Origin of the sequence: Mycetocola manganoxydans (assembly GCF_003667545.1) — a bacterium.
Classification (GTDB): Bacteria; Actinomycetota; Actinomycetes; order Actinomycetales; family Microbacteriaceae; genus Mycetocola_A; species Mycetocola_A manganoxydans.
In genome coordinates this window covers 70579-87720 of the sequence record NZ_RCUV01000012.1, presented here as the reverse complement: position 1 = coordinate 87720, position 17142 = coordinate 70579, and the positions used below count along the sequence as shown (strand labels likewise).

Below are 17142 nucleotides of genomic sequence, written 5' to 3'. Positions count from 1 at the left end.
GCGGGGAGGATTCGCCGCCGACCGTAGACTCGGCGCATGCGAATCGGAATCACGATCCTGCCCCAGGATCCCTGGCCTGTTGCCCGGCGCAAGTGGGGTGCGGCCGAAGAATACGGGTTCGACGGGGCCTGGACCTACGACCACCTGTCGTGGCGTTCGCTCGCGGATGAGCCGTGGCACGGAACAGTCCCGACCCTCACCGCCGCGGCACTCGTGACCAGCAGCATCCCGATCGGGGTGATCGTCGCCTCGCCGAACTACCGGCATCCCGTCCCGTTCGCCAAGGAGATCGCAACTCTCGATGAGATCTCCGGCGGCCGGTTCCAGCTGGGCCTCGGCCCTGGTGGCACCGGTTTCGACGCCGCAGTTCTCGGCGCGGCCGAATACTCGCCCCGCGAGCGTCACGACCGATTTGCGGAGTTCGTCTCAGGACTCGACCTGCTGTTGCGCCACGAATTGCCTGGCAGTGGGGGAGTGAGTTTTGACGGGGACTGGTTCACAGCGGTTCGCGCCCGTATGGTTGGCGCTCCCGCACACCACCCGCGCGTGCCCTTCGTGATTGCGGCGAACGGGCCCAAGGGGATGCGGCTCGCCGCCGAGTACGGGCAGGGCTGGGTGACCACAGGGCGGGATGGAGCCGTGGGGGAGGACTGGTGGACGTCGGTGGCCGACCTCGCTCACCGGTTCGAGGACGCAGCGCTCTCGGTCGGAACAGACCCGCTCGGGCCGGACCGCTACCTCATGATCGACTCGGGTGGGAGCTACGCGCTTGACAGCATCGGTCGATTCGACGACGTCGTCGGCCGCGCGATCGAGCTGGGCTTCACCGACGTCATCACCCACTGGCCGCGCGCGGACGGAATCTTCGCCGGCTCCGAAGACATCCTCGATGACGTCGCTGCGCGGCTTCCGGCGCTGCATGAGCACGGTGGAGTGATCCCTAAGCTGGGCTGATGAACCTTCTCGATGACGCCGGCACCAGCGGTCTTTCCGGTCTTGAACAGTTGCAGGGCCTGATCGCGTCAGGGAAGCGGACGCCGATCGGGGAGGCTCTGGGATTCGGGCTCATCGAGGTCGGCAAGGGATACGCGGTGTTTGAGGGCACCCCTGGCCCGTCGGTGCTGAACCTCACCGGAACGGTTCACGGCGGATTCGCCGCGACGGTGCTCGACTCGGCCTGTGGCGCTGCCGTGCACACCCGGATCTCGCCGACGCAGGGCTACACGACTCTTGAACTGAAGACGTCGTTCCACCGCCCGATCACCACCGAAACCGGGCCGGTGCGTGCCGAAGCAAGTCTCATTTCGTTCGGGCGCAGGGCGGCTTTCGCGTCGGCCGCGCTGACGGATGCCGCTGGCCGGGTTCTCGCGACGGCGACGTCGTCACTCCTGGTGTTCGAGCGGAGCGACTAGCCGCTCTTCCGGCGGAACTCACGCTGGTGCGTCGCTGGCCCGTGCGCGCCGTGGATCGCTGAATCGCCGTCGAGGTGGTCGGTGCCCTTGCCCTGCGACTGCTGCTTCTTGCGTTCGAGGGCCTCACGGAACTTCCGTTTCGTCTCCTCGGAGGCGCCGGTGTCGTCTGCATTCGCTTCTGGTTTCTCGGAAGTCATGGTGTCCTCGCGATCTGGATCGGATGCCGTCCCAGTGTAAACAGCAGCGGCGGTCACGGCCAGAGCAGGCCGTGTTCCCAGTCCCGGCCGTGCCGAGAATAACGCAGACGGATGTGGGCGCGGTCCGGGGACGCCTGCCAGAACTCGACGGAGTCGGCAGCGACCGCCCAGGTGTTCCAGGTGCGGGCGACGAGGTGAGGGTCATCGGCGACGCGGGCGACGGCATCCGCGTGGGCGGACGCGTACTCGTCGAGTGAACCGAGTGGTTCGCTCTGGTGCCCGACGAACGCCGCTGCCCTGGCCTCGACGGGGCGGGCGAGAAAATCAGCTTCTCCTTCGGCCTGGGGGCGTTTGCGGACCGGGCCGGTGACCCGTACCTGACGCCCGAGCGCGGGCCAGAAGAACGTGAGGGCGGCGAAAGGATTTGCTCCGAGATCCCGCGCCTTCGGGCCGTCGTCTCGCGACGCGAAGAGCCAGCCTCGTTCGTCGATGTCCTTGAGGATGAGGGTGCGCGCGGTGACGACGCCGTCCGGTCCGCTCGTCGACAGCGTCATGGCGTGCGGGGCAAGAACGCCGGCGTCGGCTGCTTCACCGAGCCAGGTCGTGAACAGCTCGACCGGGTCTCCGGGGGCGGCGCCCACCGCCAGGTCAGGGAGATCGTCGGGGAAGCTTCGCAAGGCACGTAACGTTGTCGCGAGAGAGTCAGTCATGGCATCCTTTCGAACGGTTCCCAACCGCGCCGCGTCGCTGCGGTCGAGGCGTTCACCCTACCGCCGTCCGGAGAACTGAAACCTGCTAAACTCTTGAGGTTGCCGTCAAACGGCCGCGGATAAAGAGAGCCTGCACATTCTGTGACGGGCACCGCGCAACGAGAGAAAAGGGGATCAACCTATGGCACTTGAAGGCGAAGCCAAGAAGGCGATCATCGAAGCGTACGCAACCCACCCAGGTGACACGGGATCCCCCGAGGTCCAGATCGCTGTGATGACCCAGCGCATCAAAGACCTCACCGAGCACCTCAAAGAGCACAAGCACGACCACCACTCACGTCGTGGCCTGCTTCTCTTGGTTGGTCAGCGTCGCCGTCTCCTCGGCTACCTGGCTGATGTCGACATCAACCGCTACCGCGCGCTCATCGAGCGTCTCGGACTGCGTCGCTAATTCAGTCGGGCAGTTTCGGAGTCGATTGACACCGCGAACTTCTTGAAAAACGGGCCGTTCACCGCGAGGTGAACGGCCCGTTTTTGTGCCCGGATGCCACGGGGCGCGCTGGTCACAACCGGTAGAGGCGTGCCTCCCACGGGCGCAGGGGCCCGCCGGTGTCGTTCGCATAATTGCCCAGGACGAGTCCTGCTCCCGTCACGTCCACCGGAAGGTCCCCGTCGAATGCGTCGTCCGAGACGTTGGCGACCACGAGGAGAGTTTCGGTTCCGCGCGTGCGCGTGAACGCGTACAGGGTCGGATGCGACGGGGCGAGCAACTCGAAGTCGCCGAGGGCGACCGTCTCGTTCTCATGCCGAAGGGCAATGAGTTTGCGGTAGAAGTCGAAGACACTCGAGGAGGACGCCCGGTCCGCCTCCACATTGATCTCGGGGTAGTTCGGGTTCACTTCGATCCACGGCTTTCCCGTCGTGAATCCGGCGTGTTCGCTCGCATCCCAGTGCATCGGCGTCCGCGCATTGTCGCGCCCGCGAGCGTGAACTCCCGCGAGGACGCTCGCGGGGGAGGCGTCGAACTCCTCCACGGCTTCACGATAGTGATTGATCGATTCGATGTCGCGGTAGTACTCGATCGACTCGAACCGCACGTTCGTCATGCCGATCTCTTCGCCCTGATAGATGTACGGCGTCCCGCGGTGCAGGTGCAGCACGAGCCCCCACAGCGTCGCGGACTCGACCCGATACTGTTCGTCGTTGCCGAATCGCGAAACGAGCCGCGGCTGATCGTGGTTGTTGAGGTACAGGCTGTTCCAACCGCGCTCTGCGAGCCCGTCCTGCCACCGTGCGAGATTGGTCTTGAGCGCCACGAAGTCGAGCGGAATCGCGTCGAACTTGTGGGCGCCGGAGTCCAGGGACACGTGCTCGAACTGGAACACCATGTCGACCTCGGCGCGGTCAGGATCGGTGAACAGGACGGCATCCTCGATGCTGACCCCCGGCATTTCGCCGACGGTGAGGTACTCGCCCTCCCGCCCCGCGAAGACCTCACGGTTCATTTCCTGCAGGAACTCGTGGATCTGCGGTCCCATCGTGAACCCGAGCCCCGCGCCCCTGTTCTCGCCGTCGATGAACTCGGCGCGCTTGGCGATGAGGTTGATGACATCCATCCGGAATCCGTCGACGCCTCGGTCGAGCCAGCGGCGCATCATCGCGTACACCGCCTGCCTCACGTCGGGGTTCTCCCAGTTCAGGTCAGGCTGCTGTTTGGCGAACAGGTGCAGGTAGTACTCGCCGGTTGCCTCGTCGAGCGTCCAGGCCGGACCGGAGAAGGCGCTCGTCCAGTCGTTCGGTGCGCTCCCGTCCTCGCGCGGCGCCCGCCACCAATACCAGTCCCGCTTCGGGTTGTCCGTCGACGACCGGGATTCCTGGAACCAGGCGTGCTCGTCGCTCGTGTGATTGACGACGAGGTCCATGACGATCCGGATGCCACGGGAGTGGGCATCGGCGACCAGCTCATCGAAATCGGAGAGAGAACCGAACACCGGATCGATGTCCTCGTAATCCCGGATGTCGTATCCGTTGTCGTGCTGCGGCGACGGGTACACCGGTGACAGCCAGATCACGTCGACGCCGAGTTTGGCCAGATAGCCGAGCCTGGAGCGGATGCCGCCGAGATCGCCGATCCCGTCGCCGTCCGAATCCGCAAAACTCCGCGGGTAAACCTGGTACACGACCGCCCGCGTCCACCACGGGGCTGCGGTGCTGGTGTCGTCCTTCGTTCCGTTCTCAGTGGCATCCGTCATGCAATCGATCTTCTCACTCTCGACGCGCGACGCGAGTTCTGGCATTGTCGGTACGTGCCCTGTTCGGGTCACGGATCTGGAGGAGATCATGAGTCTCTGGCGCACGAAAAGCATCGAGGACTCCCTCGCGGATTCGCACCTCGAACACCGCAGCCTGAAGCGCACCCTCGGGACCTGGGATCTCATGGTCATGGGCGTCGCCGTCGCGGTCGGTGCCGGAATCTTCTCGGTGGGCGCGCGGGCAGCAGGCGACTACGCCGGCCCGTCGGTGAGCCTGGCGTTCGTCCTGGCCGCCGTCACGTGTGCGCTCGCGATCATGTGTTACGCCGAGTTCGCGTCGACGGTTCCCGTCGCCGGTTCGGCTTACACCTTCACCTACGCGACCCTCGGCGAACTGCTCGCATGGATCATCGGCTGGGACCTCATCCTCGAGATGCTCACGGCGGCTGCTGTCATCGCCAAATACTGGGGCATCTACCTCTCCCTGGTGTTCGAGCTGTGGAACTGGAACGTCCCGGACACGATCAACGTTCTCGGTCTCGAGGTGAGTTGGGGGCCGTTCGTCATCGTCGCCGTGTTCACCACTCTCCTCGTTCTCGGGACCCAGCTGTCAGCACGTGTGGGTGCCGTCTTCACGATCATCAAGGTCGCGATCGTGCTCTTCGTCATCGTCGTCGGTGCCTTCTTCGTCAAGGTGGAGAACTACAGTCCCTTCATCCCGGAGGAGCGCCCGACCGAGGGCGGTACCGGTGACGCGTGGTCGCAGTCGCTGTTCTCGTTCCTGACAGGGGCTGCGCCGGCACAATACGGAGTGTTCGGACTGCTGGCAGGCGCGTCCCTCGTGTTCTTCGCCTTCATCGGGTTCGACGTGGTCGCGACGAGCGCCGAAGAGGTGCGTGACCCGCAGAAGAACCTCCCACGCGGGATCTTCGGCGGTCTCGCCATCGTCACCGTGCTCTACATCGGCGTCAGCCTCGTCCTCACCGGAATGGTGCCGTACACAACCCTCGCCGAAGCGGAAGATCCGTCGCTCGCGACCGCGTTCGTCGCCGTCGGGGCCGACTGGGCCGCCCAGGTGATCTCGGTCGGCATCCTGGCCGGGCTGACGACCGTCATCATGGTGCTCCTGCTCGGCCTCGCCCGTGTGCTCTTCGCGATGAGCCGGGACGGACTCCTGCCGAGGTCGCTCAGTGTCACGAGCGACAAACGACGCACCCCGGTGCGGATCCAGATTCTCACCGGCGTCGTCGTCGCGCTCATCGCGGGACTGACCGACGTCGGCCTGCTCGAGGAGATGATCAACATCGGAACCCTCAGCGCCTTTGTGCTCGTGAGCATCGCCGTCATCGTTCTCCGGAAGAAGCGCCCGGACCTGCCACGGGCATTCAAGGTGCCTCTTTCACCGTTCCTGCCGATCCTGTCTGCCGTGTTGTGCCTGTGGCTCATGCTCAACCTCACGACCCTGACGTGGGTGCGTTTCGGGATCTGGCTGGCGATCGGACTCCTGATCTACTTCGTGTACGGGCGCAGGAACTCGGTGCTCGGGCGTGAGCAGGCCCGGCTTGCGTCGACCGCTCCCGATCCTGCTGCAGACTAGAGGGATGCTTCACCGCCACCCGATACTCGGATTCTTCACGCTCGCGTATCTGGCGTTCGTCGGGTGGGTCACGCTCGGGCCGCAGCCGCTCGATGACAACTCGAACGGACTGTTGTTCCGGCTGTTAGGGTTCTTCGATCGCCACGAGGCGACCTCCTGGATCACCTACAACGGGATCGAGTTCGCCGCGAACATCGGGATGTTCCTCCCCATCGGACTCTTCCTCGTGTTGCTGTTCGGCCGCAAGCTGTGGTGGTTCGCGATGGCGCTTGGTTTCGGCATCACCGTCGCCATCGAAACGGCTCAGCTTTTTCTGCCGACTCGCGTGTCTGATCCGAGAGACATCGTGGCCAACACCGCCGGCGCCGTCATCGGGGTGCTGGTCGGGCTCGTTCTCACGGCACGCAAGGCGCGCGAGCTCCGGCTCGCTCGGGCACGCAGGGCCGTGCCCGCAACGCGCTGAGCGCAGGCGAGGTCAGCGGAACGACGGGGGATCCGGATGGCGCGGGCGCTCTGGTGCGACCGCGCGCATGGCTCCCGTCGGATCCCGCCTGGACGGCCCGGCAGGCGTGTCCTCGGAATCGGCGAAAAGCCAGCGCGGTTTCGGCTCGACGAGAGGGCGGAACAACCGCCGGACCGGGCGACTGGAGAGCACGATCGCGATCACAAGCGAGAAGACCAGCATCGCGACCAGGTAGAGCTCGGGGAGTTCTTCGCCGCGAAGCACTCCGCTTTCACGGAGCGGGTAGAGGACGAAGCTGTGGAGCAGGTACACATACATCGTGTACTGCCCGAGCGTGGTCATCCAGGTTTCCCGCCGGGGGAGCAGCACGAAGAAGGCGGCGCTGAGCAGAGCCGCGAGAACGATGAGACCGAGCCGGACTCCTCCTGCCCACCACTGGTCACCGCCGAGGCCTGAGTAGGACTGGTCGTAGAAGAACCAGTAGCGCAGGTCGATGGCCCGCCAGAGGTCGATGAGAGGCACGAGTACGGCAAGCCAGCCGAGGAGCACGACGATGGCGATTCCGCGGATCACCCAGGTCTGGCGTTCGACCACCCGCCACCGGTCGACGAGTTTCCACCGGTGCAATTGCCAGCCGAGGACGAAGAACGGCAGGATGCCCAGTGCCCTGGCGAGTGAGAAGGTGCTGTCGACGTTGTCCAGGTACCCCACGCCGACGGAGATGATGAGCGACACCGCGAGAGGCCAGCGCAGGAGTGCGAGGTACGGCAGCACGAGCCGGAAGATCCCGAGGGCGAGCAGGAACCACAGCGTCCAGCTCGGGCGCGTCGGGTTCAGTTCACCCTTGCCCTCGACGAGGAACTGAACGAGCGTCCAGATGGTCTCCATGATCGCGTACGGAACGAGGATGTCGGTGATCACGCGCTTCATCTGGCGAACGCTCGGCGACCCGCTTTTGGTGAAGTAACCGCTCACGATCGCGAAGGCGGGCATGTGGAACGCGTAAATCCAGAGATACGTCACCAGCGCGGCATCCGAGTCGTAGGTGATCCGCTGGATCGCGTGTCCCATGACGACGAGGACGATGCAGGCGAACCGGGCGTTGTCCCAGAAAGGTACCCGCGGTTTCGGAGCAGCTGTCGTCTGCTTTCCCGCCGCTTCCGCGCTCATGCTGCTCCCTCGCTCGCTGCCGGACTCCACCCTATTCTGCGAAAGTGGTTCGACTGTGGAATAGATGGCGATCAGCCTCCGTTACACTCGATATCCATTCATATGAATAAACATTTCTTCGCTGGAAGGCAATCATGCAGTTCGGAATCTTCAGTGTCGGCGACATCACCACCGACCCCACCACCGGTCACACCCCGACCGATGCTTCGCGACTCCAGGACATCCTGACCATCGCCCAGCATGCCGAAGCGGTTGGCCTCGACGTCTTCGCCATGGGTGAGCACCACAACCCCCCGTTCTTCCCGTCGAGCCCTGTTGCGATCAACAGCTTCCTCGCGGCACGCACAGAGCGAATCATCCTCTCCACAGCGACAACGCTCATCACGACCAACGACCCTGTCCGCCTCGCCGAGGACTACGCGACGCTTCAGCACCTGTCTGGCGGACGCATGGACCTGACGCTCGGCCGCGGCAACACCGGCCCCGTCTATCCCTGGTTCGGCGAGGACATCCGCCAGGGCATTCCGCTCGCGCTCGAGAAGTACGCGCTCTTGCGCCGGCTCTGGCGAGAAGACGTCGTCGATTGGGAGGGAGAATTCCGCACTCCGCTTCAGGGTTTCACGGCCACCCCACGGCCGCTCGATGGTACGCCGCCGTTCGTCTGGCACGGGTCGATCAGGAGCCCGGAGATCGCGGAACAGGCAGCCTTCTACGGTGACGGTTTCTTCTCGAACCACATCTTCTGGCCGGCTTCGCACACCCAGAAGATGGTGGCGTTCTACCGCCAGCGGTTCGAGCACTATGGTCACGGTCGTGCCGACCAGGCCATCGTGGGGCTCGGCGGCCAGGTGTTCATGCGCAAGAACTCGCAGGATGCCGTCCGCGAGTTCCGGCCGTACTTCGATAACGCGCCGGTCTACGGCCACGGTCCGAGCCTCGAGGACTTCACGTCTCAGACGCCGCTCACCGTCGGCAGCCCGCAGGAGGTCATCGACAAGACGCTCGGCTTCCGGAACTACGTCGGGGACTACCAGCGCCAGCTGTTCCTCATGGACCACGCGGGCCTCCCGCTCAAGACCGTTCTCGAGCAGCTCGACCTGCTCGGCGAAGAGGTCGTTCCCGTGCTCCGCCGTGAATTCGCGAAGGGCCGCGCCGCCGACATCCCTGATGCTCCCACCCATCGGTCCCTCGCGGCCGCGTCCGCGTCGGCTCCCGTTCTCGTCGATTCCGAGGTGAAGTAATGACCGCACGAAAGCTTGTCGTCGTCTCCGCGGGACTCAGCCAGCCGTCATCGACACGGATGCTCGGGGACCGCCTCGCGGATGCGACCGTCGCCCGGCTGCGAGAGCACGGTGCAGAGGTTGAGGTAACGACCGTCGAACTGCGCGACGTCGCTTCCGACATCATGAACAACATGCTGACCGGCTTCGCGAGCCCGAAGCTCGAGGCGGTCATCGACGCGGTGACCGGCGCTGACGGCCTGATCGCCGTCACCCCGATCTTCACGACGAGCTACAGCGGACTGTTCAAGTCGTTCTTCGACATCCTCGACAACCGGTCCCTCACCGACATGCCCGTGCTGATCGGTGCGACCGCGGGAACAGCGAGGCACTCACTCGCCCTCGACTATGCGATCCGGCCGATGTTCACCTACCTGCATGCCGTGGTTGTACCGACGAGCGTCTTCGCGGCATCCGAGGATTGGGGGAGCGGAGCCGACACGGTCAAGACGTTGCCCGACCGGATCGACCGCGCGGCCGGCGAGCTCGTCCCGCTCGTGATCGCGTCCGAGCGATCCACCAGCGTGCGTGACCCCTTCGGTTTCGACGCGGCGCTCAGCCTGATCGGTGGCTAGAACCCGGACGGATGCCGCCACGTGGCGGCGGGCGGCATCCTAGTCCCGCCGACGAGTAGCCGCCTGGTGTGCTCAACTGGTGGCATGAAGACTTCGACCAAGAACCTCGTCATCGGCATCATCGTCCTGATCCTCGCCATCGTCGTGGCATCCTGGATCGTCAACATCGCGCTGTCGTTCCTCGCGGTGGCGATCAAGTTCCTGCTCATCGCTGTCGTGGCCCTCGTGTTGATCGGCGTGGGCTGGGCCTGGTGGGCGAGGGTTCGCGCGCGAGATTGAGAGTGACTTCGCGGTGAGTCGGCGAGGCGCCATGCGGCATCCGTTCACCCGATGGACACGCGAAAATGTCACGCAAAGGGGGTGAAAAACCGCCTCTCTGCTAGTCTTTAGTGGGCCCGATAGCAATATCGGGCACATTCACGGAGCAGGCCGGCAGGAAGCTGGTCCTCGGTGGTGAATTTCTCTCTCGTCGGGACCCCGGCGATCCTCCCTTCGGTGCACCAGCGCCACGGAAGGCCCGAGGGCGATTTTCTACTGGAGATCAGCCAGACCAAAAGGTCTGAGTAATTACTGCCTGTTCCTGCTCCTATGCAGAGCGTGCGCCCACACGGGGCGGCGCTAGACGTAAGGAGAGACCTATGGAAGGTCCAGAAATCAAGTTCGCCGAGGCAGTCCTCGACAACGGCAAGTTCGGTAAGCGCACGGTCCGGTTCGAAGCAGGGCGTCTCGCCCAGCAGGCACAGGGTGCCATTGCTGCGTACCTCGACGAAGAGACCATGCTTCTCTCGGCCACGAGCGCCGGTAAGCACCCCAAAGACCAGTTCGACTTCTTCCCCCTCACGGTGGACGTCGAAGAGCGCAGCTACGCTGCAGGCAAGATCCCCGGTTCGTTCTTCCGTCGTGAAGGCCGTCCGTCGACCGAGGCAATCCTCGTCTGCCGTCTGATCGACCGCCCGCTGCGCCCGTCATTCGTGACCGGCCTGCGCAACGAGGTCCAGATCGTGATCACCGTCCTGAGCATCGCTCCGGACGAGTTCTACGACGCCCTCGCGATCAACGCGGCATCCATGTCGACCCAGATCTCGGGACTTCCGTTCTCGGGACCGATCGCCGGCATCCGCCTCGCGCTCATCAACGGCCAGTGGGTCGCGTTCCCGAAGGCGTCGCAGCTCGCTGACGCCGTCTTCGACCTCACCGTCGCCGGCCGCCTCATCACCGATGAGAACGGCAACGAAGACATCGCCATCATGATGGTCGAAGCAGAAGCAACCGAAGGCGCATGGGGTCTCATCCAGGCCGGCGCCGTCAAGCCGAACGAGGACATCGTCGCCGAGGGCCTCGACGCCGCGAAGCCGTTCCTCCTCCAGCTGGTCAAGGCTCAGTCCGAGCTCGCTGCCCAGTCGGCCAAGGAGGTCCGCGAGTACCCGGTCTTCCTCCCGTACACGGACGAGACCCTCGCCGCTGTCTCCGACCTGGCCAAGACCGAGCTCGCCTCGATCTACCAGATCGCCGACAAGACCGAGCGTCAGAACGCCGACGACGAGCTCAAGGACCGCGTCAAGGCTGCCATCGCTGCCAAGGTCGAAGCCGGCGAGCTGCCCGCTGAGACCAACAACCAGGTCTCTGCTGCGTACAAGTCCGTCACGAAGAAGATCGTGCGCGACCGCATCCTCACCGAGGGCGTCCGTATGGACGGCCGTGGCCTCGCTGACATCCGTCCGCTCGACGCCGAGGTGCAGGTCATTCCCCGCGTCCACGGTTCGGCTATCTTCCAGCGTGGAGAGACCCAGATCCTGGGTGTCACCACGCTCAACATGCTCAAGATGGAGCAGCAGATCGACTCGCTGAGCCCGATCACGAAGAAGCGCTACCTGCACCACTACAACTTCCCGCCGTACTCCACCGGTGAGACCGGTCGCGTCGGTTCGCCGAAGCGTCGCGAGATCGGGCACGGCTTCCTCGCCGAGCGCGCCCTCGTCCCGGTTCTGCCGAGCCGCGAGGAGTTCCCGTACGCGATCCGCCAGGTGTCCGAGGCTCTCGGATCCAACGGTTCGACGTCGATGGGTTCCGTTTGCGCTTCGACCCTGTCCCTGCTCAACGCGGGCGTGCCGCTGCGCGCCCCGGTCGCCGGCATCGCGATGGGCCTCGTCTCCGACGAGGTCGACGGCCAGACCCGCTACGCCGCTCTCACCGACATCCTCGGTGCTGAAGACGCACTCGGCGACATGGACTTCAAGGTCGCCGGTACGAGCGAGTTCGTCACGGCGATCCAGCTCGACACCAAGCTCTCGGGGCTCCCAGCCTCGGTGCTGAAGGCCGCGCTGACCCAGGCCAAGGAGGCTCGTGCAACGATCCTCTCCGTCCTGAACGCTGCGATCGACGCCCCGGACGAAATGGCACCGACCGCGCCTCGCGTGATCAGCGTCAACATCCCCGTCGACAAGATCGGTGAGCTGATCGGCCCCAAGGGCAAGACGATCAACTCCATCCAGGACGAGACCGGCGCGGACATCTCGATCGAAGAAGACGGCACCGTGTACATCGGCGCTGTCGACGGACCGTCGGCTGAGGCCGCACGCGCCCAGGTCAACGCGATCGCCAACCCGACCAACCCTGAGGTCGGCGAGCAGTTCCTCGGAACCGTCGTGAAGATCGCCACCTTCGGCGCCTTCATCTCGCTGCTCCCGGGCAAGGATGGCCTGCTGCACATCTCCGAGGTGCGCAAGCTCGCCGGTGGCAAGCGTGTCGAGAACGTCGAAGACGTGCTCGGCGTAGGCCAGAAGATCCTCGTCCAGATCACCAAGATCGACGACCGTGGCAAGCTCTCACTCGAGCCCGTGATCGCTGAGTCGGCTGAGGACGCTCCCGCTGCGGACGTCACCACCACCCAGCGCGTTCACACGGACGCTCCCGCCGAAGGCTAAACCCTTCTGCTGGCTGAGTCAGCTGCATACGGATGCCCCGCCTCGAGAAATCGAGGCGGGGCATCCGTCGTTAACGTGGTGCGGCGGGTCCTGATCGACGGCGCGCGATCGACCGGGCCCAAAGGGTCGCTCAGGAATTCGATCGGGCCCATAGGGTCATTGACGCTCGACGGGAGTGACCCTTTCGGACCGATCGACGGCGGAAAACGATCAGCGCCGGAACGTCACGCGTTTTGTTCGCGCTCGAGAAGCGGCTTGGCCCGGAAGGGAATGAGTTCCCCCATCGCAAGCGAAGTTTCCGCGCGCTCGACACCCTCGCACTCGAGGATGAGCCCGGTGATGCGAAACAGGTCGTCGGCGTCGGTGCACACCACCCGCACGAGCAGGTCGCTCGTGCCGCTGAGGCCGTGGGCCTGAACGATCTCCGGAATGTCGCTGAGCTTCTCGACGATCGTGCCGAGCTGTTGCTGCTGCAGGTGCACCGAGATGAACGCTGTCAGAGGGTAGCCGAGGGCGACCGGGTTGATCCTGCGATCGAACGGGTGGAGAACATTGGATGCATCGAGCGCACTCATGCGCGCCTGCACCGTGTTCCGCGACAGACCGAGCTTCTCGGCGAGTGCGACGATCGTCGACCGCGGGTCCTCTGTCAGCGCGAGGAGCAGTCGCGTGTCGGTGCGATCCAGCTTGTGCATAGTGCCCGACCTTAGCAGGGTGCAACCGCGCTGGATAGAGCAGAATGTGCAACCCCCGTCGGGATGGTTGTGCGCAATGGGTAACCGGCGTACCGTCGAGGGTACTTTCGGCAACGGCGCCGGATGCTGTGGGCAGCTGCGATCCAGACGCCCGCAGAGCACGAGAGAAAGTTGCGTGTCAGACGTGTCCACAACCCATGAACACACCAGAACCTCTTCCCCGGCAGGCGGTTCCCCTGAGGACCTCCACCCCGGGCAACTCGAAGACATCGTCCAGCTGATCTGCCCGGATGGTGCCCGCACAGCGAGCCCCGGCTTCGACCCGTGGGTCGCCGACGTCACCGACGAGGACCTGCTCGGCCTCTACGAAGACATGATCGTCGTCCGTCGCATCGACACCGAAGCGACCGCGCTCCAGCGACAGGGCGAACTCGCGCTCTGGGCCCCGCTGCTCGGGCAGGAAGCCGCCCAGATCGGTTCGGGTCGTGCACTCCGCTCGGACGACTTCGTCTTCTCCAGCTATCGCGAGCACGGTGTCGCCTACACGCGAGGGGCCCGCTTCGGTGACCTCCTCTCGTTCTGGCGGGGCACAACGGCCTCCGGCTGGGACCCGTATTCCATCGGTATGGCCACACCCGCCGTGATCATCGGCGCACAAACACTGCACGCCACCGGCTACGCCCTCGGCTGCAAGCACGACGGCGTCGACTCTGTCGCCGTCGCCTACTTCGGCGACGGCGCCACCAGCCAGGGCGACGTCAACGAGGCGATGGTGTTCGCCGCCAGCTTCCAGGCGCCCGTGATCTTCTTCTGCCAGAACAATCAGTGGGCCATCTCAGAGCCGGTCGGACTGCAGGCACAGCGCCACATCTCCGACCGGGCGCCCGGGTTCGGCATCCCGAGCATGCGGGTCGACGGCAACGACGTGCTCGCCGTTCTCGCCGCGACACGCATCGCCCTGGACCGTGCCCGCCGGGGCGGCGGCCCCACCTTCATCGAGGCCGTCACCTACCGGATGGGCCCGCACACCACCTCGGACGACCCCAAGCGTTACCGGCCGACGGGCGAACTCGACGAATGGGCCGCGAAAGACCCGATCACACGGCTCGGCCGGCTGCTCGAGGGCCGCGGGGTGCTCACCGAGGACGTTGCCACCCGGGTCCAGCAGAAAGCGGATGCCGTCGCGTACGAGATGAGGGCAGCATGCGTCGCCCTCGAACGGCATCCGGACCCACTCACCGTGTTCGATCAGGTCTACAGCGGCCCGCACTCGGGACTGGAACGGCAGAAGAGCCAGTACGCGGCGTATCTCGCCTCGCTCGACGGAGCGCAGTCATGACGGAGATGACCCTCGGCGCTGCCCTCAACTCTGGCCTGCGCCGGGCCCTCGCCGACGACGACAAAGTCGTGCTCCTCGGAGAAGACATCGGCAAGCTCGGCGGCGTGTTCCGGGTGACGGACAAACTGCAGGAGGAGTTCGGGCCACGACGGGTGATCGACACGCCCCTCGCCGAGGCCGGCATCATCGGCACCGCGGTCGGGCTGGCTTACCGCGGGTACCGACCCGTCTGCGAGATCCAGTTCGACGGGTTCATCTATCCCGGCTTCGACCAGATCGTCGCCCAGGTCGCCAAGCTGCACTACCGCACCCGCGGTGCGGTGAAAATGCCGATCACCATCCGCGTACCGTTCGGCGGGGGAATCGGGGCGGTCGAGCACCACTCCGAATCGCCCGAAGCGTACTTCGCACACACGGCAGGACTCCGGGTCATCTCGTGCTCCAACCCGCAGGACGCCCACTCGATGATCCGCGAGGCCATCGCGTGTGACGACCCCGTGCTGTTCTTCGAGCCGAAGCGCAGGTACTGGCTCAAGGGTGAGGTCTCCGACGACGCGGACGGACTCCCGATGGGCAATGCCCGCGTGCTCACCGAGGGATCGGATGTGACGCTCGTCGCGTACGGACCCCTCGTCCCCACCGCTCTGGATGCCGCGGCCGCGGCGGCAGAGGACGGCACCTCGATCGAGGTCATCGACCTCCGCTCACTCTCACCGATCGACTTCGCGCCGATCGAAGCCTCGGTACGCAAGACCGGCCGTCTCGTCATCACCCACGAAGCAGCACAGTCGGGCGGGATCGGTGCCGAACTCGCCGCGGCGATCACGGAGCGCTGCTTCTTCTGGCTCGAAGCCGCCCCCGCTCGAGTCACCGGCTTCGACACCCCGTACCCGCCTGCTGCGCTGGAGGACGCGTTCCTGCCCGACCTCGACCGGTTGCTCGACGCCGTCGACCGGGTCATGGGCAGGCGTAACTCCCTCACGGGATGGAAGGCGAGCGCATGAGCACGAAACAGTTCGCCCTCCCTGATCTGGGTGAGGGGCTGACCGAGTCCGAGATCGTTGAATGGAAGGTTGCCGTCGGCGACACGGTGACGCTCAACCAGGTCATCGCCGAAGTGGAGACGGCCAAGGCGCTTGTCGAACTTCCGTCGCCGTTCGCCGGCGTCGTGTCAAAACTCTTCGCCGACGAGGGGTCGACAGTGCAGGTCGGTGAACCGATCGTCGAATTCGACATCGGCGGGGATGCCGCGCCCGCGTCGGCCGCGAGTGCGCCGCAAGCCACGCCGGCATCCGAATCCGCGGCTGATGCGGCTGCAGACGGTGTTCCTGCCCAGCTCGATGGTCAACTCGCCCCGGCTGTGCCCGAACGGCAGTCGGTCCTCGTCGGGTACGGGCCGCGGGTCGAAGGCGGTGCCCGCCCCACCCGGCGGGCACGCTCGTGGGCCGCCGAGCCCGAGGAACCCGCCGAACCCGCCGAATCCGCCGAACCCGGTGAAGACGCGCCCGCGTCCGGGGCGCCGCAGCCGGAGCAGGTCGGCGAGCTTTCGTCTGCACACGCGCCGGAGCGCCCGCGGTCAACGCCGCCGGTCCGCAAGCTCGCGCACGACCTCGGTGTGGATCTCCGGGCCGTGACCGGCACCGGCGACGAGGGACTCATCACCCGCGACGATGTGCGGCGTGAGGCCGACGCCCGGCAGGAGGCATCCGTTCTGGACGCCGGCGCAGGGACCGGGCCGTCCGCCGAGAGTGCCGAGGCCGCCGGGGATGCCGGGCGAGACGTCCGGATTCCGATTCGCGGCGTGCGTAAGGCGACGGCGACCGCGGTGGCAGCGTCGGCGTTCACCGCGCCGCACGTCACCGAGTTCCTCACGGTCGACGTGACAGCGGGGATGGACCTCGTACGTTCGCTCGCGGCGAGCCCAGAGTATGCCGGCAAGCGGATCACCATTCTCACCCTCGTTGCGAAGGCGCTTCTCCTTGCGGCGAAGCGGACGCCCGAGGTGAACTCCCAGTGGGACGAAGAGGCCCAGGAGATCGTGCAGTTCGGCTCGGTGAACCTGGGGATCGCGGCGGCGACCGGGCGTGGCCTGATCGTGCCGAACATCAAACGTGCAGACGCGCTCAGCCTTGCCGACCTGTCCGGTGCGATCGCCGACCTCGTGGGCTCGGCCCGTTCCGGCTCGACGAGTCCGAGGGACCTCACCGGCGGAACTCTCACCATCACCAACGTGGGAGTGTTCGGTGTCGACGCGGGGACCCCGATTCTCAACCCCGGCGAAGCGGTGATTCTCGCGATGGGCGCTGTCCGGCGGATGCCGTGGGAGCACCGCGGCGACATCGCGCTGCGCGAGGTGATGACGCTGAGCCTGTCGTTCGACCACCGGCTCGTCGACGGCGAGCAGGGATCCCGATTCCTCGTCGACATCGGAACGATTCTCCGTGACCCAGGGATGGTCCTCACGATGGTGTGACGTGGCAGGAATTCGTCGGGAATTGGCGTAGAGAACCCGCTGACGCGAGGGGCAC

General features: G+C 65.5%; 17 protein-coding genes. 12 read left to right on the top strand and 5 right to left on the bottom strand.

The genetic code is table 11. The features are described from left to right. The first annotated feature begins 36 nt into the window (after positions 1-36). Both D9V29_RS11315 and D9V29_RS11310 read left to right on the top strand, forming a co-directional pair. The gene (locus D9V29_RS11315) at positions 37-954 is read left to right on the top strand and encodes an LLM class flavin-dependent oxidoreductase (RefSeq protein ID WP_121673434.1); all 918 of its coding nucleotides are present in this window, start codon (positions 37-39) and stop codon (positions 952-954) included. Continuing rightward, on the top strand, positions 954-1412 hold the full coding sequence (locus D9V29_RS11310; RefSeq protein WP_121673433.1) for a PaaI family thioesterase: 459 nt from the start codon (positions 954-956) through the stop codon (positions 1410-1412). The genes D9V29_RS11315 and D9V29_RS11310 overlap by 1 nt, the downstream gene beginning before the upstream one ends. Here D9V29_RS11310 and D9V29_RS11305 read toward each other — a convergent pair. Together D9V29_RS11305 and D9V29_RS11300 are read right to left on the bottom strand one after the other, a co-directional pair. Continuing rightward, entirely contained in the window at positions 1409-1609 is a 201-nt protein-coding gene (locus tag D9V29_RS11305) for a DUF5302 domain-containing protein (RefSeq protein ID WP_121673480.1), read from the bottom strand. The genes D9V29_RS11310 and D9V29_RS11305 overlap by 4 nt on opposite strands. Positions 1610-1662: 53 nt before the next feature. Next, entirely contained in the window at positions 1663-2319 is a 657-nt protein-coding gene (locus D9V29_RS11300; RefSeq protein WP_121673432.1) for a pyridoxine/pyridoxamine 5'-phosphate oxidase, read from the bottom strand. A gap of 181 nt (positions 2320-2500) precedes the next feature. Here D9V29_RS11300 and rpsO point away from each other — a divergent pair, with 181 nt between their 5' ends. Beyond that, the gene (gene rpsO, locus D9V29_RS11295) at positions 2501-2770 is read left to right on the top strand and encodes a 30S ribosomal protein S15 (protein ID WP_121673431.1); all 270 of its coding nucleotides are present in this window, start codon (positions 2501-2503) and stop codon (positions 2768-2770) included. A 112-nt stretch (positions 2771-2882) separates the two neighbouring features. Here the strand turns inward: rpsO and D9V29_RS11290 are convergent, their stop codons facing one another. Next, entirely contained in the window at positions 2883-4571 is a 1689-nt protein-coding gene (locus D9V29_RS11290; protein ID WP_121673479.1) for a glycoside hydrolase family 13 protein, read from the bottom strand. An 88-nt stretch (positions 4572-4659) separates the two neighbouring features. Between D9V29_RS11290 and D9V29_RS11285 the strand changes: the two genes are divergently transcribed. Together D9V29_RS11285 and D9V29_RS11280 are read left to right on the top strand one after the other, a co-directional pair. Continuing rightward, positions 4660-6168, top strand: coding sequence for an amino acid permease (locus tag D9V29_RS11285; RefSeq protein ID WP_121673430.1), 1509 nt, complete (start codon positions 4660-4662; stop codon positions 6166-6168). Between the two features lie 4 nt (positions 6169-6172). Then, entirely contained in the window at positions 6173-6631 is a 459-nt protein-coding gene (locus D9V29_RS11280) for a VanZ family protein (protein ID WP_121673429.1), read from the top strand. 12 nt (positions 6632-6643) lie between these two features. Here D9V29_RS11280 and D9V29_RS11275 read toward each other — a convergent pair whose 3' ends face one another. Further along, the gene (locus D9V29_RS11275; RefSeq protein WP_121673428.1) at positions 6644-7801 is read right to left on the bottom strand and encodes an acyltransferase family protein; all 1158 of its coding nucleotides are present in this window, start codon (positions 7799-7801) and stop codon (positions 6644-6646) included. A gap of 134 nt (positions 7802-7935) precedes the next feature. Here D9V29_RS11275 and D9V29_RS11270 point away from each other — a divergent pair, with 134 nt between their 5' ends. The 4 genes from D9V29_RS11270 to D9V29_RS11255 all read left to right on the top strand — a co-directional run bounded on the left by D9V29_RS11270 (position 7936) and on the right by D9V29_RS11255 (position 12580). Further along, complete coding sequence (locus D9V29_RS11270) at positions 7936-9042, top strand: LLM class flavin-dependent oxidoreductase (protein WP_121673427.1); 1107 nt, start codon at positions 7936-7938, stop codon at positions 9040-9042. Then, positions 9042-9656 carry an FMN reductase gene (locus tag D9V29_RS11265; RefSeq protein ID WP_121673426.1) on the top strand — a complete coding sequence of 205 codons (615 nt, stop codon included), beginning with the start codon at positions 9042-9044 and terminating at the stop codon, positions 9654-9656. The genes D9V29_RS11270 and D9V29_RS11265 overlap by 1 nt, the downstream gene beginning before the upstream one ends. A gap of 84 nt (positions 9657-9740) precedes the next feature. Further along, positions 9741-9935 (top strand): hypothetical protein, encoded by a 195-nt coding sequence (locus tag D9V29_RS11260; protein WP_121673425.1) that lies wholly within the window; start codon positions 9741-9743, stop codon positions 9933-9935. A gap of 359 nt (positions 9936-10294) precedes the next feature. Then, on the top strand, positions 10295-12580 hold the full coding sequence (locus tag D9V29_RS11255) for a polyribonucleotide nucleotidyltransferase (protein WP_121673424.1): 2286 nt from the start codon (positions 10295-10297) through the stop codon (positions 12578-12580). A gap of 224 nt (positions 12581-12804) precedes the next feature. Here the strand turns inward: D9V29_RS11255 and D9V29_RS11250 are convergent, their stop codons facing one another. After that, the gene (locus tag D9V29_RS11250; RefSeq protein ID WP_121673423.1) at positions 12805-13275 is read right to left on the bottom strand and encodes an Lrp/AsnC family transcriptional regulator; all 471 of its coding nucleotides are present in this window, start codon (positions 13273-13275) and stop codon (positions 12805-12807) included. Positions 13276-13450: 175 nt separating this feature from the next. On the opposite strand from D9V29_RS11250, the gene pdhA reads away from it, so the two are divergent. Genes pdhA through D9V29_RS11235 form a run of 3 tightly spaced genes read left to right on the top strand, consistent with a single transcriptional unit; the run spans position 13451 to position 17087 of the window. Beyond that, on the top strand, positions 13451-14614 hold the full coding sequence (pdhA, locus tag D9V29_RS11245; RefSeq protein WP_373294838.1) for a pyruvate dehydrogenase (acetyl-transferring) E1 component subunit alpha: 1164 nt from the start codon (positions 13451-13453) through the stop codon (positions 14612-14614). After that, entirely contained in the window at positions 14611-15618 is a 1008-nt protein-coding gene (locus tag D9V29_RS11240) for an alpha-ketoacid dehydrogenase subunit beta (protein WP_121673421.1), read from the top strand. Before pdhA ends, D9V29_RS11240 begins: the two co-directional genes overlap by 4 nt. Beyond that, positions 15615-17087, top strand: a complete 1473-nt coding sequence (locus tag D9V29_RS11235; RefSeq protein WP_121673420.1) for a dihydrolipoamide acetyltransferase family protein — start codon at positions 15615-15617, stop codon at positions 17085-17087. Before D9V29_RS11240 ends, D9V29_RS11235 begins: the two co-directional genes overlap by 4 nt. Positions 17088-17142 lie beyond the last annotated feature (55 nt).

Excerpts from the sequence above, each read along its gene's own strand:
- D9V29_RS11315 (WP_121673434.1), top strand. The coding sequence starts at position 37 with ATGCGAATCGGAATCACGATCCTGCCCCAGGATCCCTGGCCTGTTGCC.
- D9V29_RS11310 (WP_121673433.1), top strand. The coding sequence starts at position 954 with ATGAACCTTCTCGATGACGCCGGCACCAGCGGTCTTTCCGGTCTTGAA.
- D9V29_RS11305 (WP_121673480.1), bottom strand. The coding sequence starts at position 1,609 with ATGACTTCCGAGAAACCAGAAGCGAATGCAGACGACACCGGCGCCTCC.
- D9V29_RS11300 (WP_121673432.1), bottom strand. The coding sequence starts at position 2,319 with ATGACTGACTCTCTCGCGACAACGTTACGTGCCTTGCGAAGCTTCCCC.
- rpsO (WP_121673431.1), top strand. The coding sequence starts at position 2,501 with ATGGCACTTGAAGGCGAAGCCAAGAAGGCGATCATCGAAGCGTACGCA.
- D9V29_RS11290 (WP_121673479.1), bottom strand. The coding sequence starts at position 4,571 with ATGACGGATGCCACTGAGAACGGAACGAAGGACGACACCAGCACCGCA.
- D9V29_RS11285 (WP_121673430.1), top strand. The coding sequence starts at position 4,660 with ATGAGTCTCTGGCGCACGAAAAGCATCGAGGACTCCCTCGCGGATTCG.
- D9V29_RS11280 (WP_121673429.1), top strand. The coding sequence starts at position 6,173 with ATGCTTCACCGCCACCCGATACTCGGATTCTTCACGCTCGCGTATCTG.
- D9V29_RS11275 (WP_121673428.1), bottom strand. The coding sequence starts at position 7,801 with ATGAGCGCGGAAGCGGCGGGAAAGCAGACGACAGCTGCTCCGAAACCG.
- D9V29_RS11270 (WP_121673427.1), top strand. The coding sequence starts at position 7,936 with ATGCAGTTCGGAATCTTCAGTGTCGGCGACATCACCACCGACCCCACC.
- D9V29_RS11265 (WP_121673426.1), top strand. The coding sequence starts at position 9,042 with ATGACCGCACGAAAGCTTGTCGTCGTCTCCGCGGGACTCAGCCAGCCG.
- D9V29_RS11260 (WP_121673425.1), top strand. The coding sequence starts at position 9,741 with ATGAAGACTTCGACCAAGAACCTCGTCATCGGCATCATCGTCCTGATC.
- D9V29_RS11255 (WP_121673424.1), top strand. The coding sequence starts at position 10,295 with ATGGAAGGTCCAGAAATCAAGTTCGCCGAGGCAGTCCTCGACAACGGC.
- D9V29_RS11250 (WP_121673423.1), bottom strand. The coding sequence starts at position 13,275 with ATGCACAAGCTGGATCGCACCGACACGCGACTGCTCCTCGCGCTGACA.
- D9V29_RS11240 (WP_121673421.1), top strand. The coding sequence starts at position 14,611 with ATGACGGAGATGACCCTCGGCGCTGCCCTCAACTCTGGCCTGCGCCGG.
- D9V29_RS11235 (WP_121673420.1), top strand. The coding sequence starts at position 15,615 with ATGAGCACGAAACAGTTCGCCCTCCCTGATCTGGGTGAGGGGCTGACC.